Below are 26,013 nucleotides of genomic sequence, written 5' to 3' on the forward strand. Positions count from 1 at the left end.
TGTGAATGGAGAAGTTTGCGGTATTCGGTAATCCTATCAGCCACAGTAAATCACCGCGCATTCATGCGTTGTTTGCCGCTCAAACTGGCATAGAACATCCCTATGGTACGGTGTTGGCACCGCTGGACGGTTTCGAAACGGCGCTGCAAGCGTTCATTCACGCTGGTGGTCAGGGGGCGAACGTCACAGTACCTTTTAAAGAGCATGCCTACGAGGCTGCGTCTGAATTGAGCGAGCGTGCCTCGTTGGCCGGAGCGGTCAATACGCTCAAGGTGCTGCCGGACGGTGGGTTGCTGGGTGACAATACGGACGGGATCGGCCTGCTGACCGATCTGGAACGCCAAGGGCTGATCAAACCAAAGGATCGCATTTTGCTGGTGGGGGCGGGGGGCGCAGCACGGGGCGTGATCTTGCCGCTGTTGTCTTTTGGTTGTGAGATGACGATCACCAACCGCACTTTCAGTCGTGCGCAAATGCTGGCAGAAAGTTTTCAGCATCTCGGTGAAATCACCGCCTTGCCTCTGGATCAACTCGATCAACAACAATTTGATTTAGTGATCAACGCTACGGCGTCCGGGATCAGCGGCGAGATCCCGGCATTGCCGGTTGGCACTATCACTGGCAACACGCGCTGTTATGACATGTTTTATCAGCAGGGTTTAACGCCGTTTCTGACCTGGGCACAGCAACAGGGTGCTACAGAATATGCTGACGGATTAGGGATGCTGGTGGGGCAGGCCGCGCATGCGTTCCTGTTGTGGCACGGCGTGATGCCGGAGATAGAACCAGTACTACGTCAACTGCGCCACGAGTTGGCGGCATAACCTTGTGCCCGTTCTCTTGCCAGGGAACGGGCGTTTGTCAGATGTCTTCAGACAAATATTCGTCTTTCCAACGTACATAGTTAGTAGAAGAGTAGAGCAGCCCTTCCAACTCAGCTGCAGTCAATGGCCTAATCTGACGTGCCGGACTTCCCATATAAAGATAACCGCTCGCCAGACGTTTACCCGGAGCCACCAGGCTGCCGGCACCAATCATCACATCATCTTCTATTACTGCACCATCCAGCAGGATCGATCCCATCCCTACCAATACCCGGTTGCCTATGGCGCAACCGTGCAGCATGGCTTTGTGGCCTACGGTCACGTCTTCCCCGATCAACAGCGGGTAACCTTCTGGGTTATGTTCGGACTTATGAGTCACGTGCAGCACGCTGCCATCCTGAATATTACTGCGCGGACCGATCTTTACCGCGTTGACATCGCCGCGGATGGCAACCAGCGGCCAGATACTGACGTCATCGGCCAGCTCAACGTTGCCGATCACCACGCTGGAAGGGTCGATCATTACGCGTTGACCCAGTTTTGGAGAGTAATGAAGATAAGAACGCACTGCATCGGACATGGTAATAGCCTCACGTCGGGATCATATTTACCGGCAATACTAGACGTTGGCGGTGGAATTACAACCAACTGAAGCTACGGATCTTAAGGAAAATGGCGCTGATCGCGCAAGATCCGCCCGAAAGGGCTGAAAAGTGCGCAAACGGAAAGAAAAGATCAAAAAAGGGGTTGTGCAAAAAACTCGGATCCCTATAATGCGCCTCCATCGACACGGAACATGTGAACAACTTCACAGAGTCTCCGGGGTTCGAAGAGAAAAAATCCTGAAATTTAGGGGTTGACTCTGAAAGAGGAAAGCGTATTATACGCCACCTCGAGATAGCAAGCTACGGCGGCTAACTCACTGCTCTTTAACAATTTATCAGACAATCTGTGTGGGCACTCCACAAGACGATATCCAGAACCTTCGGGTTCAAAAAAATATCAAGTCTTGAAGAGTGACCAAGCAGTAATTCATTTAGTTGAATTATTACGAAAGTTAATTTTCGAGCATCGCTTCACGAGTTGAAGCAAATCAAGCTTTTAATTGAAGAGTTTGATCATGGCTCAGATTGAACGCTGGCGGCAGGCCTAACACATGCAAGTCGAGCGGTAGCACAGGGAGCTTGCTCCTGGGTGACGAGCGGCGGACGGGTGAGTAATGTCTGGGAAACTGCCTGATGGAGGGGGATAACTACTGGAAACGGTAGCTAATACCGCATAACGTCTACGGACCAAAGTGGGGGACCTTCGGGCCTCATGCCATCAGATGTGCCCAGATGGGATTAGCTAGTAGGTGGGGTAATGGCTCACCTAGGCGACGATCCCTAGCTGGTCTGAGAGGATGACCAGCCACACTGGAACTGAGACACGGTCCAGACTCCTACGGGAGGCAGCAGTGGGGAATATTGCACAATGGGCGCAAGCCTGATGCAGCCATGCCGCGTGTGTGAAGAAGGCCTTCGGGTTGTAAAGCACTTTCAGCGAGGAGGAAGGGTTCAGTGTTAATAGCACTGTGCATTGACGTTACTCGCAGAAGAAGCACCGGCTAACTCCGTGCCAGCAGCCGCGGTAATACGGAGGGTGCAAGCGTTAATCGGAATTACTGGGCGTAAAGCGCACGCAGGCGGTTTGTTAAGTCAGATGTGAAATCCCCGCGCTTAACGTGGGAACTGCATTTGAAACTGGCAAGCTAGAGTCTTGTAGAGGGGGGTAGAATTCCAGGTGTAGCGGTGAAATGCGTAGAGATCTGGAGGAATACCGGTGGCGAAGGCGGCCCCCTGGACAAAGACTGACGCTCAGGTGCGAAAGCGTGGGGAGCAAACAGGATTAGATACCCTGGTAGTCCACGCTGTAAACGATGTCGACTTGGAGGTTGTGCCCTTGAGGCGTGGCTTCCGGAGCTAACGCGTTAAGTCGACCGCCTGGGGAGTACGGCCGCAAGGTTAAAACTCAAATGAATTGACGGGGGCCCGCACAAGCGGTGGAGCATGTGGTTTAATTCGATGCAACGCGAAGAACCTTACCTACTCTTGACATCCAGAGAATTCGCTAGAGATAGCTTAGTGCCTTCGGGAACTCTGAGACAGGTGCTGCATGGCTGTCGTCAGCTCGTGTTGTGAAATGTTGGGTTAAGTCCCGCAACGAGCGCAACCCTTATCCTTTGTTGCCAGCGCGTAATGGCGGGAACTCAAAGGAGACTGCCGGTGATAAACCGGAGGAAGGTGGGGATGACGTCAAGTCATCATGGCCCTTACGAGTAGGGCTACACACGTGCTACAATGGCGTATACAAAGAGAAGCGAACTCGCGAGAGCAAGCGGACCTCATAAAGTACGTCGTAGTCCGGATCGGAGTCTGCAACTCGACTCCGTGAAGTCGGAATCGCTAGTAATCGTAGATCAGAATGCTACGGTGAATACGTTCCCGGGCCTTGTACACACCGCCCGTCACACCATGGGAGTGGGTTGCAAAAGAAGTAGGTAGCTTAACCTTCGGGAGGGCGCTTACCACTTTGTGATTCATGACTGGGGTGAAGTCGTAACAAGGTAACCGTAGGGGAACCTGCGGTTGGATCACCTCCTTACCTAATGATATTGATTCGCGTGAAGTGCTCACACAGATTGTCTGATAGAAACGTAATGAGCAAAAGCGCTACCTGTTGATGTAATGAGTCACTGACTCATGCTGATACGAACCGATTAAGACAGTCAGTTTAATCGGATTTTCGTGTCCCCATCGTCTAGAGGCCTAGGACACTGCCCTTTCACGGCTGTAACAGGGGTTCGAATCCCCTTGGGGACGCCATCCGATAATGAGTGAAAGACATTATCACCGGTTCTTGAAACCGAAAACATCTTAAAGATGACTCTTGCGAGTCGTGTTTAAGATATTGCTCTTTAACAATCTGGAACAAGCTGAAAATTGAAACATGACAGCTGAAACTTATCCCTCCGTAGATGTATTGGGATAAGGATTAACCTGTCATAGAGTCTCTCAAATGTAGCAGCACGAAAGTGGAAACACCTTCGGGTTGTGAGGTTAAGTGACTAAGCGTACACGGTGGATGCCTAGGCAGTCAGAGGCGATGAAGGGCGTGCTAATCTGCGATAAGCGTCGGTAAGGTGATATGAACCGTAATAACCGGCGATACCCGAATGGGGAAACCCAGTGCAATTCGTTGCACTATCATACGATGAATACATAGTCGTATGAGGCGAACCGGGGGAACTGAAACATCTAAGTACCCCGAGGAAAAGAAATCAACCGAGATTCCCCCAGTAGCGGCGAGCGAACGGGGAGGAGCCCAGAACCTGAATCAGTTCTTGTGTTAGTGGAAGCGTCTGGAAAGTCGCACAGTAAAGGGTGATAGTCCCGTACACTAAAATGCATTAATTGTGAGTTCGATGAGTAGGGCGGGACACGTGACATCCTGTCTGAATATGGGGGGACCATCCTCCAAGGCTAAATACTCCTGACTGACCGATAGTGAACCAGTACCGTGAGGGAAAGGCGAAAAGAACCCCGGCGAGGGGAGTGAAATAGAACCTGAAACCGTGTACGTACAAGCAGTGGGAGCACCTTCGTGGTGTGACTGCGTACCTTTTGTATAATGGGTCAGCGACTTATATTTTGTAGCAAGGTTAACCGTATAGGGGAGCCGTAGGGAAACCGAGTCTTAACTGGGCGAATAGTTGCAAGGTATAGACCCGAAACCCGGTGATCTAGCCATGGGCAGGTTGAAGGTTGGGTAACACTAACTGGAGGACCGAACCGACTAATGTTGAAAAATTAGCGGATGACTTGTGGCTGGGGGTGAAAGGCCAATCAAACCGGGAGATAGCTGGTTCTCCCCGAAAGCTATTTAGGTAGCGCCTCGTGAACTCATCTTCGGGGGTAGAGCACTGTTTCGGCTAGGGGGCCATCCCGGCTTACCAAACCGATGCAAACTCCGAATACCGAAGAATGTTATCACGGGAGACACACGGCGGGTGCTAACGTCCGTCGTGAAGAGGGAAACAACCCAGACCGCCAGCTAAGGTCCCAAAGTCATGGTTAAGTGGGAAACGATGTGGGAAGGCATAGACAGCCAGGATGTTGGCTTAGAAGCAGCCATCATTTAAAGAAAGCGTAATAGCTCACTGGTCGAGTCGGCCTGCGCGGAAGATGTAACGGGGCTAAACCATGCACCGAAGCTGCGGCAGCGACGCTTAGGCGTTGTTGGGTAGGGGAGCGTTCTGTAAGCCGTTGAAGGTGACCTGTGAGGGTTGCTGGAGGTATCAGAAGTGCGAATGCTGACATAAGTAACGATAAAGCGGGTGAAAAGCCCGCTCGCCGGAAGACCAAGGGTTCCTGTCCAACGTTAATCGGGGCAGGGTGAGTCGACCCCTAAGGCGAGGCCGAAAGGCGTAGTCGATGGGAAACAGGTTAATATTCCTGTACTCGGTGTTACTGCGAAGGGGGGACGGAGAAGGCTAGGCTAGCCGGGCGACGGTTGTCCCGGTTTAAGCGTGTAGGGGGAGTGACCTGGTAAATCCGGTTACTTGTTAACCCTGAGGCGTGATGACGATGCACTACGGTGCAGAAGTAGTTGATGCCAAGCTTCCAGGAAAAGCCTCTAAGCATCAGGTAACACAGAATCGTACCCCAAACCGACACAGGTGGTCAGGTAGAGAATACCAAGGCGCTTGAGAGAACTCGGGTGAAGGAACTAGGCAAAATGGTGCCGTAACTTCGGGAGAAGGCACGCTGGCGCGTAGGTGAAGAGACTTGCTCTCGGAGCTGAAGCCAGTCGCAGATACCAGCTGGCTGCAACTGTTTAATAAAAACACAGCACTGTGCAAACACGAAAGTGGACGTATACGGTGTGACGCCTGCCCGGTGCTGGAAGGTTAATTGATGGGGTCAGCCGCAAGGCGAAGCTCTTGATCGAAGCCCCAGTAAACGGCGGCCGTAACTATAACGGTCCTAAGGTAGCGAAATTCCTTGTCGGGTAAGTTCCGACCTGCACGAATGGCGTAATGATGGCCAGGCTGTCTCCACCCGAGACTCAGTGAAATTGAACTCGCTGTGAAGATGCAGTGTACCCGCGGCAAGACGGAAAGACCCCGTGAACCTTTACTATAGCTTGACACTGAACATTGAGCCTTGATGTGTAGGATAGGTGGGAGGCTTTGAAGCGTGGACGCCAGTCTGCGTGGAGCCAACCTTGAAATACCACCCTTTAATGTTTGATGTTCTAACTCGGCCCCATAATCTGGGGTGAGGACAGTGTCTGGTGGGTAGTTTGACTGGGGCGGTCTCCTCCCAAAGAGTAACGGAGGAGCACGAAGGTTAGCTAATCACGGTCGGACATCGTGAGGTTAGTGCAAAGGCATAAGCTAGCTTGACTGCGAGAGTGACGGCTCGAGCAGGTACGAAAGTAGGTCTTAGTGATCCGGTGGTTCTGAATGGAAGGGCCATCGCTCAACGGATAAAAGGTACTCCGGGGATAACAGGCTGATACCGCCCAAGAGTTCATATCGACGGCGGTGTTTGGCACCTCGATGTCGGCTCATCACATCCTGGGGCTGAAGTAGGTCCCAAGGGTATGGCTGTTCGCCATTTAAAGTGGTACGCGAGCTGGGTTTAGAACGTCGTGAGACAGTTCGGTCCCTATCTGCCGTGGGCGTTGGAAGATTGAGAGGGGTTGCTCCTAGTACGAGAGGACCGGAGTGAACGCACCACTGGTGTTCGGGTTGTCATGCCAATGGCACTGCCCGGTAGCTAAGTGCGGAAAAGATAAGCGCTGAAAGCATCTAAGCGCGAAACTTGCCTCGAGATGAGTCTTCCCTGGGCCTTTAAGGCCCCTGAAGGAACGTTTAAGACTAAGACGTTGATAGGCTGGGTGTGTAAGTGCAGCGATGCATTGAGCTAACCAGTACTAATGATCCGTGAGGCTTAACCTTACAACACCAAAGGTGTTTTAGAGAGATTGTAGAGATTTTCAGCGAGTTCCGAGATTGGTTTCAATGGCTACGGGAGTAGCGGTTGGAATGAAACAGAATTTGCCTGGCGGCAATAGCGCGGTGGTCCCACCTGACCCCATGCCGAACTCAGAAGTGAAACGCCGTAGCGCCGATGGTAGTGTGGGGTCTCCCCATGCGAGAGTAGGACACTGCCAGGCATCAAATTAGTGTGCTGATATGGCTCAGTTGGTAGAGCGCACCCTTGGTAAGGGTGAGGTCCCCAGTTCGACTCTGGGTATCAGCACCACTTTATTTAAAGTGGGTTTAGAAGTTCGGCAAAAAGAATTAAAAGAATTTGCTTGGCGGCAATAGCGCGGTGGTCCCACCTGACCCCATGCCGAACTCAGAAGTGAAACGCCGTAGCGCCGATGGTAGTGTGGGGTCTCCCCATGCGAGAGTAGGACACTGCCAAGCATCAAATAAAGCAACAAGCCCTACGTGAAAGCGTAGGGCTTTTTGTTTTATCTGCTGTATGTCGTTCTGCTCGAGCATGGGCATGCGAAAAGCCCGTCGGGAACGGGCTTTAACGCCGCTTGCGGCGGCCCCGAAGGGGTGAGTCTCAGGATGAGACGAATCGTGTAGGACACTGCCAAGCATCAATTAAGCCAGAGGCCATCCGCAAGGATGGCCTTTTTGCTTTTTAGCGTCCAAAAATACGTTCAACCTCCCGTCATCGCCGCGATGAAACATTTTCACCTTTCCGTTGAACACTCGACATTACGGTAAAAAACCGCTATCTTCGGGCATCTAGAAGTCTAAACGTTTAAACGGATGTGTGGGGATTAAGCAATGCCGATTCGTGTTCCTGATGAGTTACCTGCAGTAAGTTTCTTGCGCAATGAGAATGTCTTTGTGATGACATCCTCACGGGCAAAAACACAGGAAATCAGGCCGTTGAAAGTGCTGATCCTTAACCTGATGCCAAAGAAGATCGAGACGGAAAACCAGTTTTTACGTCTGCTTTCTAACTCGTCTTTGCAAATCGATATCCAGTTGCTGCGTATCGACAGCCGCGAGTCGAAGAACACGCCGGCGGAGCATCTGAACAACTTTTATTGTGATTTTGAAGACATCCAGGATCAGAACTTTGATGGTCTGATCGTGACGGGGGCCCCGCTAGGGTTGGTTGATTTCTGCGACGTTGCTTACTGGCCGCAGATTGAACGCGTAATAGATTGGGCCAAGAATCACGTGACCTCCACGTTATTTGTCTGTTGGGCCGTGCAGGCCGCTTTGAATATCCTGTATGGCATCCCGAAGATGACGCGTGAAGTGAAACTCTCTGGCGTTTACCAGCACCAAACCTTGCAGCAGCATGCCTTGCTGACGCGTGGTTTTGATGAGACCTTCCTGGCCCCTCATTCGCGCTATGCGGATTTCCCTACCGAGATTATTCGGCAGTACACGGATCTGGATATCCTGGCCGAGTCGGAGCAAACCGGGGCCTATTTGTTCGCCAGCAAGGATAAACGGCTGGCGTTCGTGACTGGGCACCCAGAGTATGATGCGCTGACGCTCGCCGGTGAGTACTGTCGCGATAACGAAGCAGGTCTCAACCCGGTAGTGCCGCTCAATTACTTCCCCGACGATAACCCCGAACTTACCCCCAAAGCGACCTGGCGCAGCCATGGCCACCTGTTGTTCGCCAACTGGCTTAACTACTACGTTTACCAGATCACACCTTACGATCTGCGTCATATGAACCCGACCCTGGAATAACATTTTTTGCTTTAACCGGCGGCTGAATCGAGGCCGCCGGCACTCCTCTCCCAGCGCTTTTCCCCTTATTTATCTGCCATTCTTACTAAAACTCATTATCTAACAAACACTTGATATAACCATCGACAGGAAATGGAACCGGTTTCCTTACCCTCTGGTATTGTTATTTTTAATAACCAATTGATAATAAAAGGTTAATAAAATATTTAATAATAAAATGGAAATCGTTTTTGATTTTTATTTTTAGTTGAGTATTCTTAGATCCAGCGAGATGAGATCTGACCAGTTGAGGATCATTTTATTCATCCTGATCCGCACTGATTTCTGATGAAGATGTGCCCGCCTGACTTGCAGCGGCGGTGCACAATGATGCGAAGGAGCAAGACAATGACGCAACAGATAGCAGGCACGGAGTTAACGTTTACGCAGGGTTTTACCGCTGCTGAACGGCAGGTGTTGACGGATGACGCGGTCGAATTCCTGGCGGATCTGGTGAGTAACTTTACTCCGCAGCGCAATAAGCTTTTGGCTGCGCGTGCCTGTTGGCAGCAGAAGATCGATCAGGGCGAACTCCCAGACTTTATTTCGGAAACTGATTCCATTCGAAATGGAGAGTGGAAGATCCGCGGCATACCCGAGGATCTGCGCGACCGTCGGGTCGAAATCACCGGGCCGGTTGAACGCAAAATGGTGATCAATGCCTTGAATGCCAATGTGAAGGTGTTTATGGCGGATTTCGAAGATTCACTGGCGCCGAGCTGGGACAAAGTGATCGATGGGCAAATCAACCTGCATGATGCAGTGAATGGCACCATTTCTTACACCAATGAAGCCGGCAAGATTTATCAGTTGAAGCCTAATCCAGCGGTATTGATAGCGCGCGTACGTGGCCTGCATTTGCCGGAGAAACACGTGCAGTGGCAGGGCGAAGCGATCCCTGGCGGTCTGTTCGATTTCGCACTGTATTTCTTCCACAACTACCGTCAATTGCTGGCAAAAGGCAGCGGCCCTTATTTCTACCTGCCGAAAACCCAATCCTGGCAGGAAGCCGCCTGGTGGAGTGAGGTATTCAGCTTTGCCGAGGATCGTTTCTCCCTGCCGCGCGGCACCATCAAGGCCACGGTATTGATCGAAACATTGCCGGCGGTATTCCAGATGGACGAGATCCTTTACCACCTGCGCGATCATATCGTCGGGTTGAACTGCGGCCGTTGGGATTACATCTTCAGCTATATCAAAACGCTGAAAAACCACGCTGACCGGGTCTTGCCGGATCGCCAGTCGGTCACGATGGACAAGTCGTTCCTCAGTGCTTACTCCCGGTTGCTGATCAAGACCTGCCACAAGCGAGGCGCTTTTGCCATGGGGGGCATGGCCGCGTTTATCCCTAGCAAAGACGCCGAGAAAAATGCCTGGGTATTGAACAAGGTACGGGCGGATAAAGAGCTGGAGGCCAATAACGGCCATGACGGCACCTGGGTGGCGCATCCGGGGTTGGCAGATACCGTCATGGAAGTGTTCAGCAAAGTGCTCGGCGAACGCCGTAATCAGCTGGAAGTCCTGCGTGAAAACGATGCGCCGATCAGCGCCGCGCAACTGCTGGAACCCTGTGATGGCGAACGGACCGAAGCCGGCATGCGCGCCAATATTCGCGTGGCGGTGCAATACATCGAGGCCTGGATCTCCGGCAATGGCTGCGTACCAATTTACGGCTTGATGGAAGATGCGGCGACGGCGGAAATATCCCGTACCTCAATCTGGCAGTGGATCCATCACCAAAAGAGCCTGAGCGATGGCCAGTTGGTCACCAAGGCGCTGTTCCGCCAGATGCTGAAAGAAGAGATGTTGGTGGTACGTGAAGAGTTGGGTGAGGCGCGCTTTAACGCTGGCCGCTTCGAAGAAGCTGCGCGCCTGATGGAACGTATTACTACGCAAGACGAATTAATCGATTTTCTGACCTTACCCGGCTATGAGCTTCTGGCCTGAACCTGTTCCTGACCATTAACCCTACATTATTGAAAAGGATAAAAATTATGTCTACCTCTCGTGCTCAACAGATTCAACAACTGGAACAGGAATGGAAATCGGCTCGCTGGGAAGGCATCACGCGCCCATACAGCGCTGAAGACGTGATTAATTTGCGCGGCTCGGTCAATCCGGTCTGCACGCTGGCACAAAACGGTGCCGCCAAGCTGTGGGAACTGCTGCACGGTAAATCACGCAAAGGCTATGTCAACAGCTTGGGTGCGCTGACTGGCGGGCAGGCATTGCAGCAGGCCAAAGCCGGCATTGAGGCGATTTATCTGTCTGGCTGGCAGGTCGCTGCGGATGCCAACACCGCGTCTGCCATGTATCCGGACCAGTCGCTGTACCCGGTTGATTCCGTGCCGGCGGTGGTTAAACGTATCAACAATACTTTCCGCCGTGCCGATCAGATCCAGTGGGCCAATAAAATTGAACCGGGCAGTAAGGGTTACACCGACTACTTCCTGCCAATTGTCGCCGATGCCGAAGCCGGTTTTGGCGGCGTGCTGAATGCCTTTGAGCTGATGAAAGCCATGATTGAGGCCGGCGCTGCCGGGGTGCATTTCGAAGACCAATTGGCGGCGGTGAAAAAGTGCGGCCATATGGGCGGTAAAGTGCTGGTGCCAACTCAGGAAGCGATTCAGAAGCTGGTAGCCGCCCGTTTGGCTGCAGACGTGCTCGGTGTGCCAACGCTGGTCATCGCACGTACCGACGCCGATGCGGCCGATTTGCTGACGTCAGACTGCGATCCATACGACAGCGAGTTTGTCTCCGGCGAACGTACAGCGGAAGGTTTCTTCCGTACCCATGCCGGCATTGAGCAAGCGATCAGCCGTGGCCTGGCGTATTGCCCTTACGCCGACCTGGTGTGGTGCGAAACCTCCACGCCGGATCTGCAGGCAGCCAAGCGTTTCGCTGATGCCATTCACGCCAAATTCCCAGGCAAACTGCTGGCATACAACTGTTCACCGTCGTTCAACTGGAAAAAGAACCTGGACGATCAGACGATTGCCCGCTTCCAGGAAGAACTGTCGGCGATGGGATACAAGTACCAGTTCATCACGTTGGCGGGCATCCACAGCATGTGGTTCAACATGTTTGACCTGGCGCACGCTTATGCACAGGGCGAGGGCATGAAGCACTACGTCGAGAAGGTACAGAAACCGGAATTCGATGCCGTTTCACGCGGTTACACCTTTGCATCGCACCAGCAGGAAGTGGGTACCGGCTATTTCGACAAGGTTACTACCATCATTCAGGGCGGTGCTTCTTCGGTAACGGCGCTGACCGGTTCGACGGAAGAACAGCAGTTCTGAGGCGGCAACGCTGAAAAAACCTAACCCAGAGCCTGCATATGCGGGCTCTATTTTCTGGCGGGAGGTAAGGATGGCGGCGAAACTGGAGCTGTTGATCGCACAGACGATACTGCAGGGTTTTGATGCGCAATATGGCCGCTTCCTTGAGGTGACTGCCGGTGCGCAGCAGCGTTTTGAGCGAGCAGACTGGCCGGCGGTGCAACAGGCGATGAAAAAGCGTATTCACCTGTATGACCATCACGTCGGTTTGGTGGTGGAGCAACTGAAGTGCATCACGGGGCAAAAGTCCTTTGATGCGGATTTCCCCAGCCGGGTGAAGGCGGTGTACACCGACCTGTTGCCGGAGTACCCACGCTTTGAGATCGCCGAAAGCTTCTTTAATTCGGTTTACTGCCGCCTGTTCAAACACCGGGATCTAACGCCGGAAAAGCTGTTTGTTTTCAGCTCCCAACCTGAGGGACGCTTTCGCGATATCCCGCGTCCGCTGTCGCGCAATTTCACTGCTGGCGGTGATGTATCGGCGATGCTGTACAACCTGCTGACGGATTTACCTCTGCGGCTACCTTGGGAAAACTTGTCGCGTGATATTGATTACATCACGCTGGCGTTGCAACAGAGCTTTAGCGCGCAGCAGCTGGCTGGGGCGACGTTCCAGATTGCCAATGAGCTCTTTTACCGTAACAAGGCTGCCTGGCTGGTAGGTAAGTTGCGGGTGGCGGATACGGTCTATCCTTTCCTGCTGCCGATCCATCACAGCGATTCCGGCGCCTTGTTTATCGATACCTGCCTGACCAGTAAGGCCGAGGCCAGTATCGTATTCGGTTTCGCACGTTCTTACTTTATGGTTTACGCACCGCTTCCGGCAGCGATGGTCGAGTGGCTGCGAGAAATACTGCCGGGCAAAACCACCGCCGAACTGTATATGGCGATTGGCTGCCAGAAGCACGGTAAAACGGAATGTTACCGTGAATACCTGACGTTTATGGCCGGCTCGCAGGAGCAGTTCATCATCGCGCCGGGGGTGAAAGGCATGGTGATGCTGGTGTTTACCCTGCCGTCGTTCGATCGGGTGTTCAAGGTGATCAAAGACGAGTTCGCACCGCAAAAAGAGGTGACGCAGGCGCAGGTGATGGCCTGTTACCAGTTGGTGAAAGAACACGACCGCGTGGGGCGCATGGCGGATACCCAAGAGTACGAGAATTTTGTCGTCGACAAGGCGCGCCTCAGCCCGGAGCTTTTGGCTGAATTGCAGCGTGAAGTGCCGGACAAGCTGGAGGATCTGGGCGATCGCATCGTGATCAAGCACCTGTATATGGAACGGCGCATGACGCCGCTGAACCTGTATCTGGAGCAGGCCAATGAGCAGCAGATGCGCGACGCCATCGAAGAGTATGGCAATGCGATCAAACAACTGGCCGCCGCTAATATCTTCCCTGGCGACATGCTATTCAAGAACTTCGGCGTGACCCGGCACGGGCGGGTGGTGTTCTACGATTACGATGAAATTTGCTATATGACCGAGGTGAACTTCCGCGATATTCCGCCGCCGCGTTACCCGGAAGATGAACTGGCCAGCGAGCCGTGGTACAGCGTGTCGGCGAACGATGTATTCCCGGAGGAGTTCAGGCATTTTCTGTGTGGCGATCGGCGCATTCGGCAGGTGTTTGAAGAGTTGCACAGCGACCTCTTCGAAGCCGATTACTGGCGCGGGCTGCAGCAGCGCATTCGCGACGGGCATGTGGAGGATGTCTTCGCTTACCGCAAGAAACGGCGTTTTAGCCAGCGCAGCGGGGTGGCACTGCCTGCTACCTCGGCAGCGACGTAAGGGCGCGGCACGCCGCGCCCGATAGCATTAAGCTTTTGCACCCGCAACGGCGGCACGCGCCAATTCGGTGATGCGTGCGTAGTCGCCGCTTTCCAGCGCATCCGCCGGCACCAGCCAGGAGCCGCCGATGCACAGCACGCTTTTCAGCGCCAGATAGTCACGGTAGTTGCTCGGTGAAATTCCGCCGGTCGGGCAGAAACGTACCTGCGGGAACGGGCCGCCGATCGCCTGCAGTGCTTTCACGCCGCCGTTGGCTTCCGCCGGGAAGAATTTAAACTCACGCAGCCCATGATCCATGCCCAACATCAGTTCAGACACGGTGCTGATACCCGGAATTAACGGGATTGAACCGGCCGTGGCCGCTTGCAGCAGATCGGCAGTCAGGCCCGGGCTGATGGCGAATTGCGCCCCGGCATCGGTCACTTCCTGCAGCTGCTGCGGGTTGATGACGGTACCGGCGCCGATGATGGCATCAGGCACTTCTTTGGCAATAGCGCGGATCGCGTCCATGGCGCAGGCGGTGCGCAGGGTGACTTCCAATACCCGGACGCCACCAGCCACCAGGGCTTTCGCCAGCGGGATCGCGTGTTCCAATTTGTTGATGACGATCACCGGTACTACGGGGCCGGCCATCAGGATCTGCTCTGCGCTGGTTTTCCAATTGTTCATTAAGGGTTCTCTCCAGTTATGGCCGTCGCCTTCGGGCTGCCCGGCCATGCTATCGGTTAAAATTTAATGCAGCAGGCGCCCTGTTCGGCACCGGAAAGCTGGCTGCGTAATGCGCCGAACAGTTCACGGCCGCAGCCGATATGTTCAGCGCTCAGGTCCGGTTGGTATGGCGCTCGCTGGGCCAGAATGTCGGCATCGACCAGTAATGCCAATTCACCGGTGCGGCCGTTTACGCGGATCACATCGCCGTCTTGTACCTTGGCCAGCATGCCGCCGGTATAGGCTTCCGGGGTCACGTGGATAGCGGAAGGCACCTTGCCGGAGGCGCCTGACAGGCGGCCATCGGTGACCAGCGCGACTTTAAATCCGCGGTCCATCAGCACGCCCAGCGGTGGCATCAGCTTGTGCAGTTCGGGCATGCCATTGGCCTGCGGCCCCTGGAAGCGAACCACCACCACGCAATCGCGATCCAGCTTGCCGGCTTCAAATGCCGGCACGATGTCATGCTGGCTGTCAAATATCACCGCCGGCGCTTCGATAATCTGATTGTCGGCCGGCACCGCCGAGGTTTTCATCACCGCGCGACCGAGGTTGCCTGCCAAAACCTTGGTGCCGCCGTGATGTTCGAAAGGCTCCGCCACGCTGGCGATAACCTGGGTATCGAGCGAGCTTTCCGCGCCCTCGCGCCAGGCCAACTGACCGTTATCCAGCCACGGCTCCTGGGTATAACGCGTCAGGCCAAAACCGGCCACGGTGTGCACGTCTTCGTGCAGCAGGCCGTGCTTTAGCAGTTCGCGCACCACCAGGGCGACGCCGCCAGATGCCTGGAACTGATTGATGTCCGCCGGGCCGTTCGGGTAGATACGGCACAGCAGCGGTACGGCGTCCGACAGTTCGGAGAAGTCGTCCCAGTTGATGATGATGCCGGCGGCGCGCGCCATCGCCACCATATGCATGGTCAGATTGGTGGAGCCGCCGGTGGCCAGCAGCGCAACGATGCCGTTAACCACCACCTTTTCATCCACCAGTTTGCCGATTGGCAGATAGTTGCCGGCGGTTTCGGTCAGGCGAGTGACCTGGCGTGCGGCAGCGTCGGTCAACGCATCGCGCAAAGGGGTGTCCGGGTGAACGAAGGAGGATCCCGGCAGGTGCAACCCCATCACTTCCATTACCATCTGGTTGGTGTTGGCGGTGCCGTAGAAGGTGCAGGTGCCGATGCCGTGATACGAAGCGGCTTCGGCCTCCAACAGCGCCAGTCGATCGGCCTTGCCTTCGGCGTACAGCTGACGCACGCGCACTTTCTCTTTGTTCGGTAAGCCGCTGCTCATCGGGCCGGCAGGCACAAACAGCGACGGCAGATGGCCAAAGGACAGGGCGGACATCACCAGACCCGGAACGATTTTGTCGCAGATGCCGAGGAACAGCGCGCCGTCGAACATATTGTGCGACAGGCCGATGGCTGAGGACATGGCGATCACGTCGCGGCTCATCAGCGACAGCTCCATACCATCCTGCCCCTGGGTCACGCCGTCACACATCGCCGGTACGCCTCCGGCTACCTGACCGACCGCGCCCACGGCATGCAACGCCTGTTTCAGCCGTTGGGGATAGTTTTCGTAGGGCTGGTGGGCAGACAACATATCGTTATAAGCGGTGATGATGGCGATATCACTGCGCACCATGTTTTTCAGTGCGGTTTTGTCGTCCGGCTGACAGGCGGCAAAACCGTGCGCCAGGTTGCCGCAGGCCAGCTGTGCGCGGTGCACGGTTTGGGAACGCGCCGCTTCAATGCGTGCCAGATAGGCGGCGCGGCTCTGTTTGGAACGGTCGATGATGCGTTGCGTGACACGGGATAGGGTGGGATTAAGCATACCTTCCTCACATGGCTATTGTTATAGACGCCGCCTGTGGCGGTGCCCCCGGTGGAATATTGCAGCCCTGATGTGCAAAGGCCGGGGGCGGTGTTATGTCGTTATCGTGATTTAAAACAGGGTGAAAGCGATCATGCCGATGATGCCACCCACGCTGCCAAGGATGGTTTCCATCACCGTCCAGGTTTTTAGCGTTTGCAGCTCATTGGCGCCGGTAAACTTGCCGAACAGCCAGAAACCGGCATCGTTGACGTGGCTGAGCACGATAGACCCCCCGGCAATACAGATAGCCAGCGCGGCCAACTGCCCACCGCCGAGCCCCAACTGGCTGGTCACCGGCAGCACCAGGCCAACGGTGGTCAGGCAGGCAACGGTGGCGGAGCCTTGGATCACGCGTACCATAGCGGATAATGCAAAGGCGGCTACGGCGATCGGCAAGCCGGTGCCAATCATGGCGTCACCCAGTGCCGGACCTACGCCGGAATCCACCAGGATTTGTTTGAATACGCCGCCGGCACCGGTCATCAGCAGGATGATCCCGGCGGGCTGCACTGCAGCCGAACAGATGGCCAGCGTTTGTTCGTTGGTCATGCCGCGCGGTTTTGCCAGCCCATAAATCACGATTAGACAGGCGATTAAAATGGCGGTGAACGGATGGCCAATAAACTCCAGCCACTGCTGCAGCTGAGAACCTGGCGTGACCAGACGTGCACCAATGGTTTTCATGCCGACCAGCACCAGTGGGCAGAGTACCAGCGCCAGGCTAAAGCCAAATGACGGCAGGTTGCCTTTGTTGAGTGTCGGTTCGTTTTCGTCTGCCGGCATTGGCCAGTTAACGAAGCGGCTAATAAAGCTGCCGTACAATGGGCCTGCAATCAGCATGCCGAGGACGGCGGCGACCAGGCCGATGGCGATCATCCAGCCGAAGTCGGCTTTCATTTGCGCCGCCAGCAGCATTGGGACCGGCCCCGGCAGCAGGAAGGAAGCCGCAGCGGCGACGCCGGCGAACAAGGGAATGGCCAGCTTGACGATATTGCCGTCGGTGCGACGTGCGACGGCAAACACGATGCCGATCAGCAGTACCACCGCCACGTCAAAGAACAGCGGCAGGGCGCAGATCAACCCGGCGATACCGAGCGCGTAATGGGCTTTACTTTGGCCGAAACGTTTCAGCAAATGTGCCGCAATTTGATCGAGTGCGCCGACCTCATGCAGTATCTTGCCGAACATGGCGCCCAGCGCCACGACGATCGCCAGGAAACCCAGCGTATCGCCCATGCCTTTTTGCATGGTATCGGCGATGCGGTCCAACGGCATGCCGGAAAAAATACCGGCAGCGATAGACACCAACATTAACGCGACGAAGGCATGCATGCGTGCCTTCATCACCAGAAACAGCAGTAATAGAACCGAGCCGACTGCGGTACCGACCAGCGTTACAGTATTCACGCGCACACGTCCTGTGGCAGGAAACTCTGGATATGTCGCACGGTATCGGCGATGACGGCTTCCAGCGGCTGGTTGATATCTACGGACATAACGTCGCTTTCGTCCGCGCCCGGTTGCTCCAGCGCCGCGAACTGCGTTACCAGCATCTGTGGCTTGAAGAAGTGGCCGTTACGCGCAGCCAGGCGGGCTTCGATCACCGGAAAATCGCCGTGCAGGTAGATGAACGACAGGTTGCCGTTACCGGCGCGCAGGCGATCGCGGTAGTGCTTTTTCAGCGCCGAACAGACAATGACCGAAACAGTATTGGTGCGTTGCATCGCAAAGGCAGCATCGTTGAGTGCGGCCAGCCATGGGGCGCGATCGTCATCGTTCAGCGGTTCACCGGCGGCCATTTTCAGAATATTGCTGCGCGGGTGCAGAAAGTCACCGTCAAGGAACCCGGCAGACAGTTGGCGGGCCGCTGCGGCGGCCACGGCGGACTTGCCGCTGCCGGAAACGCCCATAATGACGTAAATACGGTTTTGATTATTGGTCATGGCTTAGCTCCAAAACGACAAGTGGCGTTACCTTGCATTATTTGTTACCGGTAACATGTTATCGGTAACATTGTCGAAGGAAGTTTCGCCGGTTGCAATCGGCTTCCGTTGGCAAAGTCATTATTTGTGATCGGCTTCAACTATTTCAGGCTGTCATCCAGACATGAAACCTCGTTGAAGTTGAGCAGTGAGCATGCGTCACGATGGGGATAATCGTCATGGAGAAAGGCTTGCGCAGCGACACTCTCTGCGCAAACCTGGGCATTTTTACGATGATGATTTTCGTCTGATGCGCCGGGTAATCAGCGCTGACGTTTATTTACTGCCTTGTTTTTGCGCTAACAGACGATCGACTTCCAGCTTGGCTTCGCGGAATTGTTTTTGATATTCGGGGCTGGCCTGGAGGCGAGCGAAAGCGCCGGCAGCAAGGAAACGACCCGCGTTGACATCACTTTCCCAATGTACGCCGCAGATCAGGCGACTACGACCAAACTCATAGCCTTTTTTCATTAACGGGGTTGCCAGCTGTGGCTCCATGGCGGTTAACGTCATGGCCCACATCATCCCGGTGACGGCATGACCGGAGGGATAAGAGCCGCCGTCGTTACTTAACGCGCTATGTTCCTTGGGCGTGCAACTGTCGATACGTAATGCCGAGTAGGGCCGAATCCGGCTAAACGCTTTTTTGGTGTCATTGGAGGCGTAACCTGCATCGGTAAAAGCACGGCTGAGGAGCAGGTGCAAATGAGGCGTATTTTTACGTGAAATAGTGATGCCCAGCGCCGGTGAAAATGCGCTGCCAATATGATTGAAGGAGAGCTTGGCATCTTCGATCGCCAACTGGCCGCGTGGCGTATCGCGCAGCTGTCGTAATTCATGGAACGTTTCAATATCGCTTTTTGCTGCTGCGGAATGCTCTTTTGGCGGCGGCGGCAGAATTTTTGCGCCGTCAGGATAATCTGCCGGTGTCAGATAACCATTAATCCAACCTTTGATATAAGGGGAAAAACCCACGTTCGGGTAACCGATATCGCTATAATCGGTGCGCCAGGTTTCAGCAGGATCGTTATTGGGTGCGGTATCGTTGTTTGCGTGGGCCGCCGATAAAAATGCCGTAGAACCCAACAGTAATGCTAATACTGCAAAGCACTTTGAGCGGGTTGTGTTTTGATTATTCTCTATTTTCATTATTATTTCCCTGTGTTTTTATTGCGACTTTAGTCAGACATTTCGTTTAAAACATTCGGTTAATTAACGACGAACAAACCTAAAAAATACAAAATGTTCAGTAAAATACCGCATATTATGGTCGCCACTACCGGGGCGGCAATTTTCAATATAGGACGCCCCAGCGCTTCATTAAGGAAGTACAGGGCAGCTGTGATGCTAAAGCCGGTATAGCCCGCCATCTTGATAGAGGCGAAAATAGCGCCGATCAGCAAAGCAAATTCCATCAGCATGTTCATCGCATTGCGGATACTGTCTGAGGCATTACGAACCGAGGGATAGCTGCTTAACCAACGGCCGATAGTCCGCAACAACAGCACTTCCAACGTGATGGTCAGGGCACCTAAAATGGCCGCTAACCAGGGCGAGGGGGCCAGATAACCGACGGTAAAGACGAAGGTAAAACCGGCGACGGCGTACACCCCAGTGGCTAGCGCGGTGGTGGCGATGAGCGGAATAAAGCCCAAACCACGCATAAACTCAGCCAGCGCAGCTTGATTGACCAACGCAGCGGATTCTTCCGGAGATACGCCGGGGGCCCAGGCTTTTGCCAGCGTATAGATCGAAACCTCAGACCCTCCAAACAGCTTAAGGCTGGCAACCGTCGAGATTAGCGCACCGGTAATGGCGAGCAGCGGCAGATTCTTGATAATGCGAGAGGTTCTCTCCTCGAAAACAGAGGTGCCATGGTTTACTTCATGATGCTTGCGCTGTGAGATATCACGAAATATCGCAATCCCCAGCAGCATCACCATACCGACGAATATCTCAATCGACTCTGGAAAGAGTGAAGGATAAAAGCGCACGACAATGACGCGCGACATCAGTACGGCGACGGCGGCCAGCAGGCTATGGCGCCAGCCGAATTGATAGAAAATAGCCACCAGTGGGAACAGCGCGAAGGCCGAAATCACCGGGCTGGAAAGCTCGCCCAGTGAACCGAGGATATCCACGGGAAGCGCGGTCAGCAGGGTATTGATCGGCACCAAACTGGTCAGCACCAATACTCCCCAGGCCATGCCCAAAGCGAAAGCCAGGTAGCTGTTAAAGGCCAGTACGCCGATGATGTCGGTGGGTAAAAACAGCAACCAACTGTTCAACAGCCCGGTTGAGAGGGTAAAGGAGATCCCGACGGATGCGACGAAGCCGATGCTCAAACCAAATGCAATGCTGCCGGCTTCACGGCGATTCATATTCCCTTCGACCAATTGCGGCAGAATCGGACGAATACCGTCGTGAAATACGGCAACGGAACGATGAGAAAGCAGCGAGGTCATTCCCGTTAGCAAAGCGACAATAACAATATGCAAATACTGCTCCATGGATACCCCCTTAATTCAAATGACCCATCAGCATCGGGATGGCATGTTCAACATGTTCCACCGAAAGGCCAAAGGCCACTTTGCCTTCGTTGACCCATTTTATTATTTGTTCTTCTTTTGCCTGTATTCCCGGTTTGGCAATGGTGCAGCAGCGGTTATAACCGATAATCGCAATAGCGATGGATAACGCTGCACCGGCGCCGGTATTACAGGCGCCAATAAAGTAATCCAGTTCGCCACTTTTGACTTTACTGGCCGCTTCCATGTCATTTTGAATAAAGCACTCAAATTTACCGGGGGCGGCTGATTCGATAGCTTGTTTAATTTGCTCGCGTTGTAAACCTGCAATACCGATCTTTTTCATTATTCTTGTCCTCTGAAGAAAGTGTTTGGATTGGTGCACAGCATATGGTCAATATCTTGTTGTGATATCCCAGCTTGCAGCAGCATGGGGACGAATCTATCAATGAGATAACTGAATCCCAGACCGCCATTTGCGGCCAGGTGGGAACGTCGGGTGATATCCATGGAAAGCATTACCTGGCTCAATAGTCCGCGTTGAGAAAGTGCCAGCAATGTCGCCACGCGCTTTTCGTCCGGGTAGTAATCGTTTTTGCCGATAGTGTCGAATTGAATAAAAGCGCCGGTTTCAGTAATCCTCAGCAAGGTGTCCAACTGATCGCGTAAATCGCAGTGGCCAATAACAATACGTTCGGCGGATACACCATGGCGCATTAATAGCTGCAACTGCTCCAATCCCATGGTGCTGAAACTGGTATGCGTAGAGATGGGTTTTCCGGTGGCTAAATGTGCCAGGGCAGCAGCATGGAATACTTTCTCTTCCGTTGGGGTAATGGTGCCTTCGCTGCTGCCAATTTCTGCAATTACGCTGGCGCGAAGCGTTGTGCCGTCAATGCCGTGCTCAATCTCGTCGATCATTTCTTGCGCCAACTGCTGCGCGCTGCGCTGAGCAACATGTGGCGGATAGAAATCCTGTTGGTAGTAACCGGTTGATGCCAGGATGTTTATGCCGGTTTCTTGCATCAAATCCAGCATAAATTGAGGATTACGCCCCATATAGCGGTTCGTGACCTCAACCAGGTTCAATACGCCTTTATTGACCAGCGTTTTCATTTCATCCACGAGGAGTGCGTAACAATCCAATCGGCAATCAATATTCTGTTTGAACGGCGACAGATCAATATGCAGATGTTCGTGCGCATAGGTATAGCCACGTCGATCAAATTGCGATGAAGGATTCATGGTTGTCCCTTATTCATTTGCGGGAAGAACGAATGGCCGTTTTGAGGTGCCGGAGCGCCAAATGCGTCGCAGACCGTAGCCCCGACATCAGCCAGGGTTGAGCGTTCGCCCAAATAGACGCCTTGAACGCCGGGGCGCCAGAAGAGTAATGGCACTTTTTCTCGGGTATGGCGCGAGTGACCAATCGTCGGGTCATTTCCATGGTCGGCCATCACCACCAGGGCGTCATCTTGACCGAGTCGAGCCAGTAATTGCGCCAGGTAACCGTCAACGACTTGTAATCGCTCAGCGTAGCGATCGCTGTTTTCGGCATGGCCGGCCAGATCTGTTTCCTGGATATTGGTGCAGATAAAGGCCTGTCCCGGCAGTTCGACCGCCTGCAAGGTCAATTGCATGATCTCTTCCGAATCTGAAATGCCCTGATAATTTGTTCCGTGAGGATTGATGACGATATCTGCGACTTTGCCGATTAACACCGTGGGCACGCCTGATGAGTGCAAACTGGCGGCGGTTTGCTGGCTTGCATCGACGCCATAACCGAGATGGACAACGGTAAAGCCATGGCCATAGACGCCTGACTTGGGGGCATTGATCCCGACATAGCGCTTTGCGCGGGTTTCGGCGGCATTGTGCAAAGCGGTATTACTGCCAATGTTGCCGCCAAAGACAATCACCCGGCCGACGTGAACCTGGCTGCGAACGATGTCACCAATGGTGCGAACGGTGGCGAAATCAATGGCATCCAAATTGGCAGTCACATTATAAACCTGTCCGGGATCGGTCTCGAGGTTATCGCCGATGGCGACGCATCCGTTAATTCGCAGGTAGCATAAACCATCCTCGACCGCGACACGTTCAACCTGGTACCCGGCCTTATTGAGCGCCGAAGCCACCTGTTCCCTGACCTGAGAAAAGGGCATCAATAACGGGATGTCAGGGCGAGTGCCCATGATTTCCTGATGCCCCATAAAGGAGTCGGCCCCCTGATGCTGCAAATTTGCGTTGCCGTAGTTTGCCGCCGGATTGGGGTGCATGACATTGTCTGGCTGATATCCCAAAGCGTTAATCAGGCCCAGCTTCTCTAATGTCGGCAGCCGTAGCAGGCCGTATTTTTGCAAGATGTGGCCGCAGGTATTGGCCCCAATATCAAGAGGGCGCTGGTGGGCGACATCGTCCATGGCGCCGATACCGAAGCCATCTAAAACAATAACCACAAATTTTTTCACCGGGCATCTCCTGAATGGCTGAGTCTGTTACCTTGGCTGTCGAATACCCCGGCAAGCTGCGGGGCACCCCGCGAAATACCGCACACCATGGCGACGTCGCTGCGGGTAACGAAAATTTGTGTGCGAAAACACATGATGACTACGCTACCAATAGGGAAGGTCCCGCGTAGCCCCAGGTAATAATCAATACTGTGGTCCTCCGGCGGCACCACTTCGGTTTGGCTCATCTGACCATCAGGGGTGAACACCAGCGCGTGTTGGACGTGGCTGCGGCGATAGTGCCCGCCGCCATAACAAAAACTGAGCTCTTTATAATGATGAGATATTTCAGTCAGATATAGCATTGCCAGGCGTTCTGGCTCAGTACCAAAAACGTTCGCCGGGAAGGTTCCTGTGAATGCGTGCCCCGGCTCAATGTGGGTCACGCCAAGCTGTGCGAGCATCGGCAACGACGAGCAGCTATTGGCGGAGGGGGCATTGATTTGGCATATCTGGAAGCCGGCCTGACGCAGGCGAGCCACAGCTTCAATCAGGGTGGCAAAGTTGGGGGTTGTCTGTGGGGTATCGCCGGCCTTGTGGCTAAGCAGGCAAGGGAAATGGGTGACGCCGACCACCTGTACATGCCCCAGCTGTGCTATTTGTCTGGCGGCGGCCACGACATCATCAAGCAGAAAGCCGCCCTCTTGCCCAGGGTAGAGGAGGTCGCCTTCCTGATAGACTTTCAGCAATAAAGATTGCGTGATGCCTATTTTTTTTGCCTGTTCAGCGACGCTGCGGGCTTTTTCAACCGAAAAGACGGTGATCGCTTCTGGCCGCTGCTTCAGAATGGCGGCGATCTCACCGTCAGGGATCTGGACAAGATGCCCTGCGTGGCACAAGGGAACGCGATGCTGCATTAGCTGCTGCGCTTCTTTGAAATCGACAGCGGCGGCGCCCGGAAAACCCTGATTGATAATGCGTTGGCATAACCAAGGGTTACGGCCAAATTGTTTGCTCATGACATAAGGCGTCAGGTGATGCTGCTGAGCGATTTGCAATATGTGTCGGGCGTTTTCCTCTACGGTATCAACATCGATCACGTAGCTATCCGGGCGAAGGATTCTCTGTTGCCACAGTGATACGGCAGTGCCGATCAGCGCAGGATTCTGACGTTGTAATGCAGTAATAAACATCGTTCCCTTTACTCCTGGTTTGTCATCCTTGTGGAAAATATTCATTTATTTGAATATTTAAGAGAAATTATTCATGGCGATTATGCTTTGCTCAAGCTGTACCAATTGACCAGCAGGTAGCCTTCTTCATCGGGATGGAGTTCGAGGGTAAAGTTTTTCATCAGGGCATTATTGAGCTCGCGCAACACTTCCAATTTCCCTGCTTCCGCTATTTCCGCCAATATTTCGTTGTCCAACGGTGAGACGGTTTGCTGCTGCCGGCAACGCATTAGTGCATTGGCCATGTGTGCGATCGCCAACCAGCCTTGCTCTGCGGGTAAGGGGCATTGGCAATGCTGTTGCAGTTGTTCGACGACGGCCAGCATTCCCTGATAAATGTCTTCATCAATCACTTTGGCTTGTCGCAGCGTGTTCAGGCCCTGGTGTATCATTTTATATCCTCATTTTTTTGAATATATAAATGAAATGGTAAGTGAGCGCATAACGGACGACAACGGGGAAGCGATTATTACTTGAACAAGATCACAAATTATAATGAGGCGCCATACCCGACGCCTGCCAATCTCATACCGGATTTACTGGTCATAAGGCGTACTGTAGCCGCCAAAATCATAGACATACTGCAATATGGCCGTTTTGTTCTCATCAGCATGATTTTCATGCTTGACCAACAGGGCGACAACGCCTTCCGCCCCACGTAAATGAGCGCCGGCCAGTAAGCCGGATAAAGTGAGGGTTACCTCATCAGGACGGCCACCGGGTGGGGCTAATTTGGGCTGGCATTCACTCCAGCGTAGCGTACTCCCCAGATAATCATTCAGGGTTTTGCCATGGTCGGCTAACTGCAAAACAATATTTTGGTATTTATTGTCGAAATGGTCGAGGGCAATAAATTCTTGCTTATCCGGATCGATAACATCGGCGAAAGAATTGATGCCATGTTTGCCGGTAAATGTCCCCTTCCAGGTATTCACGTCGGTAACATGGATTTTCCCGTCCGGAAGATCCATTATTTTTTCTCGCACTCCATTGGACCAATTGCTGACGTCGACATCTGAATAGTACATGGGGAGCTGTTCATTATCATAATGGGAGTAATAACCAAGATCCCAAAGGTCATGCTCACTGAATTGATAACCGACAAAACCCAGATAATTCATCACAGCATACTGCATCTGGCGAAACATCTCAGGATCGCTGGAGCCACGCGTATAGAGTTTATCAACGCCAAGCTTAATGAAATAGCCTTTTATTGACGTGGTGCTGTGCAGGGGAACGCCATTTTTATCGCGAATTACGCGACCTGGATACTCAACTTGTTGATAGGTTACTGCTTTGTCATCTTCGTAATGCTTGTCATAATAGTCGGCATCTTTAGGATCAATAGAGCATTCAAAGGTTCTTATTGCCGTTAGAAAATCAGTGTAGTCACCGTGATTATATTTATCTTCGCGTTTCATTTTCACATTCCTTATCTCTATTCCTGACACATTGGATATGATTCC

18 protein-coding genes, 2 tRNA genes and 4 rRNA genes are annotated in these 26,013 nt (G+C 53.5%); 11 read left to right on the top strand and 13 right to left on the bottom strand.

Annotated features, from left to right (window positions below; translation table 11 throughout):
* Positions 1-5 precede the first annotated feature (5 nt).
* Positions 6-824, top strand: a complete 819-nt coding sequence (aroE, locus tag ACMGG1_RS01165; protein WP_129983964.1) for a shikimate dehydrogenase — start codon at positions 6-8, stop codon at positions 822-824.
* Positions 825-861: 37 nt separating this feature from the next.
* Here the strand turns inward: aroE and ACMGG1_RS01170 are convergent, their stop codons facing one another.
* Positions 862-1,404 (bottom strand): gamma carbonic anhydrase family protein, encoded by a 543-nt coding sequence (locus ACMGG1_RS01170; protein WP_020837217.1) that lies wholly within the window; start codon positions 1,402-1,404, stop codon positions 862-864.
* Positions 1,405-1,926: 522 nt separating this feature from the next.
* Here ACMGG1_RS01170 and ACMGG1_RS01175 point away from each other — a divergent pair.
* The 10 genes from ACMGG1_RS01175 (at position 1,927) to aceK (ending at position 13,773) form a co-directional block, all read left to right on the top strand.
* Positions 1,927-3,467, top strand: a 16S ribosomal RNA gene (locus tag ACMGG1_RS01175).
* A 145-nt stretch (positions 3,468-3,612) separates the two neighbouring features.
* Positions 3,613-3,688 (top strand) — tRNA-Glu (locus ACMGG1_RS01180).
* A gap of 232 nt (positions 3,689-3,920) precedes the next feature.
* A 23S ribosomal RNA gene (locus ACMGG1_RS01185) occupies positions 3,921-6,828 on the top strand.
* Between the two features lie 102 nt (positions 6,829-6,930).
* A 5S ribosomal RNA gene (gene rrf / locus ACMGG1_RS01190) occupies positions 6,931-7,046 on the top strand.
* 13 nt (positions 7,047-7,059) lie between these two features.
* Positions 7,060-7,135 (top strand) — tRNA-Thr (locus ACMGG1_RS01195).
* A 51-nt stretch (positions 7,136-7,186) separates the two neighbouring features.
* Positions 7,187-7,302: ribosomal RNA gene (rrf, locus tag ACMGG1_RS01200) — 5S ribosomal RNA — on the top strand.
* The 16S, 23S and 5S rRNA genes sit together here with 2 tRNA genes alongside, the layout of an rRNA operon.
* Positions 7,303-7,677: 375 nt before the next feature.
* The gene (gene metA, locus ACMGG1_RS01205) at positions 7,678-8,607 is read left to right on the top strand and encodes a homoserine O-acetyltransferase MetA (protein ID WP_041415044.1); all 930 of its coding nucleotides are present in this window, start codon (positions 7,678-7,680) and stop codon (positions 8,605-8,607) included.
* 387 nt (positions 8,608-8,994) lie between these two features.
* Positions 8,995-10,593, top strand: coding sequence for a malate synthase A (gene aceB / locus ACMGG1_RS01210; protein WP_129941604.1), 1,599 nt, complete (start codon positions 8,995-8,997; stop codon positions 10,591-10,593).
* Between the two features lie 47 nt (positions 10,594-10,640).
* On the top strand, positions 10,641-11,948 hold the full coding sequence (aceA, locus tag ACMGG1_RS01215) for an isocitrate lyase (protein ID WP_020837214.1): 1,308 nt from the start codon (positions 10,641-10,643) through the stop codon (positions 11,946-11,948).
* 70 nt (positions 11,949-12,018) lie between these two features.
* Positions 12,019-13,773: a bifunctional isocitrate dehydrogenase kinase/phosphatase gene (gene aceK / locus ACMGG1_RS01220; protein WP_020837213.1), complete on the top strand. Its 1,755-nt coding sequence runs from the start codon at positions 12,019-12,021 to the stop codon at positions 13,771-13,773.
* A gap of 27 nt (positions 13,774-13,800) precedes the next feature.
* Here the strand turns inward: aceK and ACMGG1_RS01225 are convergent, their stop codons facing one another.
* The 12 genes from ACMGG1_RS01225 to ACMGG1_RS01280 form a co-directional block, all read right to left on the bottom strand.
* Positions 13,801-14,442 carry a bifunctional 4-hydroxy-2-oxoglutarate aldolase/2-dehydro-3-deoxy-phosphogluconate aldolase gene (locus ACMGG1_RS01225; RefSeq protein ID WP_046372506.1) on the bottom strand — a complete coding sequence of 214 codons (642 nt, stop codon included), beginning with the start codon at positions 14,440-14,442 and terminating at the stop codon, positions 13,801-13,803.
* A gap of 56 nt (positions 14,443-14,498) precedes the next feature.
* Positions 14,499-16,313, bottom strand: a complete 1,815-nt coding sequence (gene edd / locus ACMGG1_RS01230; protein ID WP_020837211.1) for a phosphogluconate dehydratase — start codon at positions 16,311-16,313, stop codon at positions 14,499-14,501.
* Between the two features lie 111 nt (positions 16,314-16,424).
* The gene (gntU, locus tag ACMGG1_RS01235) at positions 16,425-17,762 is read right to left on the bottom strand and encodes a gluconate transporter (protein ID WP_020837210.1); all 1,338 of its coding nucleotides are present in this window, start codon (positions 17,760-17,762) and stop codon (positions 16,425-16,427) included.
* Positions 17,759-18,298 carry a gluconokinase gene (gene gntK / locus ACMGG1_RS01240; RefSeq protein WP_020837209.1) on the bottom strand — a complete coding sequence of 180 codons (540 nt, stop codon included), beginning with the start codon at positions 18,296-18,298 and terminating at the stop codon, positions 17,759-17,761. The genes gntU and gntK overlap by 4 nt, the downstream gene beginning before the upstream one ends.
* A 315-nt stretch (positions 18,299-18,613) precedes the next feature.
* On the bottom strand, positions 18,614-19,486 hold the full coding sequence (locus tag ACMGG1_RS01245) for an acid phosphatase (RefSeq protein ID WP_414161105.1): 873 nt from the start codon (positions 19,484-19,486) through the stop codon (positions 18,614-18,616).
* 59 nt (positions 19,487-19,545) lie between these two features.
* Positions 19,546-20,847 carry a YhfT family protein gene (locus ACMGG1_RS01250; RefSeq protein WP_128864481.1) on the bottom strand — a complete coding sequence of 434 codons (1,302 nt, stop codon included), beginning with the start codon at positions 20,845-20,847 and terminating at the stop codon, positions 19,546-19,548.
* Positions 20,848-20,857: 10 nt separating this feature from the next.
* The gene (locus tag ACMGG1_RS01255) at positions 20,858-21,211 is read right to left on the bottom strand and encodes a DUF2620 domain-containing protein (RefSeq protein WP_020837206.1); all 354 of its coding nucleotides are present in this window, start codon (positions 21,209-21,211) and stop codon (positions 20,858-20,860) included.
* On the bottom strand, positions 21,211-22,110 hold the full coding sequence (locus tag ACMGG1_RS01260; protein ID WP_128864482.1) for a phosphotriesterase-related protein: 900 nt from the start codon (positions 22,108-22,110) through the stop codon (positions 21,211-21,213). The genes ACMGG1_RS01255 and ACMGG1_RS01260 overlap by 1 nt, the downstream gene beginning before the upstream one ends.
* Positions 22,107-23,336 (bottom strand): phosphopentomutase, encoded by a 1,230-nt coding sequence (locus ACMGG1_RS01265; protein WP_409325597.1) that lies wholly within the window; start codon positions 23,334-23,336, stop codon positions 22,107-22,109. Before ACMGG1_RS01265 ends, ACMGG1_RS01260 begins: the two co-directional genes overlap by 4 nt.
* Positions 23,333-24,508, bottom strand: a complete 1,176-nt coding sequence (locus ACMGG1_RS01270) for a YhfX family PLP-dependent enzyme (protein WP_142816275.1) — start codon at positions 24,506-24,508, stop codon at positions 23,333-23,335. Before ACMGG1_RS01270 ends, ACMGG1_RS01265 begins: the two co-directional genes overlap by 4 nt.
* Positions 24,509-24,588: 80 nt before the next feature.
* Positions 24,589-24,939: a hypothetical protein gene (locus ACMGG1_RS01275; RefSeq protein WP_020837202.1), complete on the bottom strand. Its 351-nt coding sequence runs from the start codon at positions 24,937-24,939 to the stop codon at positions 24,589-24,591.
* Positions 24,940-25,083: 144 nt separating this feature from the next.
* Positions 25,084-25,968 (bottom strand): hypothetical protein, encoded by an 885-nt coding sequence (locus ACMGG1_RS01280; RefSeq protein WP_128864484.1) that lies wholly within the window; start codon positions 25,966-25,968, stop codon positions 25,084-25,086.
* Positions 25,969-26,013: the final 45 nt, after the last annotated feature.

Source organism: Serratia sp. BNK-12 (assembly GCF_047456085.1).
Taxonomy (GTDB): Bacteria; Pseudomonadota; Gammaproteobacteria; order Enterobacterales; family Enterobacteriaceae; genus Serratia; species Serratia liquefaciens.